At 53.2% G+C, this 575-nt stretch carries 1 rRNA gene; it reads right to left on the reverse strand.

Features of this window, described 5'->3' with window-relative positions:
- Positions 1-262: ribosomal RNA gene (locus KHP16_RS28220) — 16S ribosomal RNA — on the reverse strand; the annotation flags it as partial.
- Positions 263-575 lie beyond the last annotated feature (313 nt).

A 575-nucleotide genomic window follows, 5' to 3' on the forward strand; every position in this document is an offset into this window, starting at 1 on the left:
GGCCTTTACCCCACCAACTAGCTAATCAGACATCGGCCGCTCCTATTGCGCGAGGCCTTACGGTCCCCCGCTTTCACCCTCAGGTCGTATGCGGTATTAGCTAATCTTTCGACTAGTTATCCCCCACAACAGGGCACGTTCCGATGTATTACTCACCCGTTCGCCACTCGCCGCCAGACCGAAGTCCGCGCTGCCGTTCGACTTGCATGTGTAAGGCATGCCGCCAGCGTTCAATCTGAGCCAGGATCAAACTCTTCAGTTCAATACCTGTGTGGTGCCGAAGCACCTCGCTCTTTCGAGCGGTCGCTCACTCTCAGAAAACTGACTGGCTCCGTCCGAAGACGAAACCAACATGTTTTACTGTGCGAGCACTGATAACTTTTGAAGCCTGCCGAAGGACCAAAGGTCTTTCGGTGCGCCGTCATCAAGCGCCCACACTTATCGGTTGTTTGTTTGTTAAAGAACTTGCGCAACCGGCTTTGCCGTCTGCGTCGCTGCGTATTTCGTTGCAGCGAAGAAGCGAGAGTATGTAGCGTTTCCTGCTTCGCGTCAACTGGTTTGTCGATTTATTTTTC

Source organism: Cupriavidus plantarum (assembly GCF_905397285.1).
Lineage (GTDB): Bacteria > Pseudomonadota > Gammaproteobacteria > Burkholderiales > Burkholderiaceae > Cupriavidus > Cupriavidus plantarum.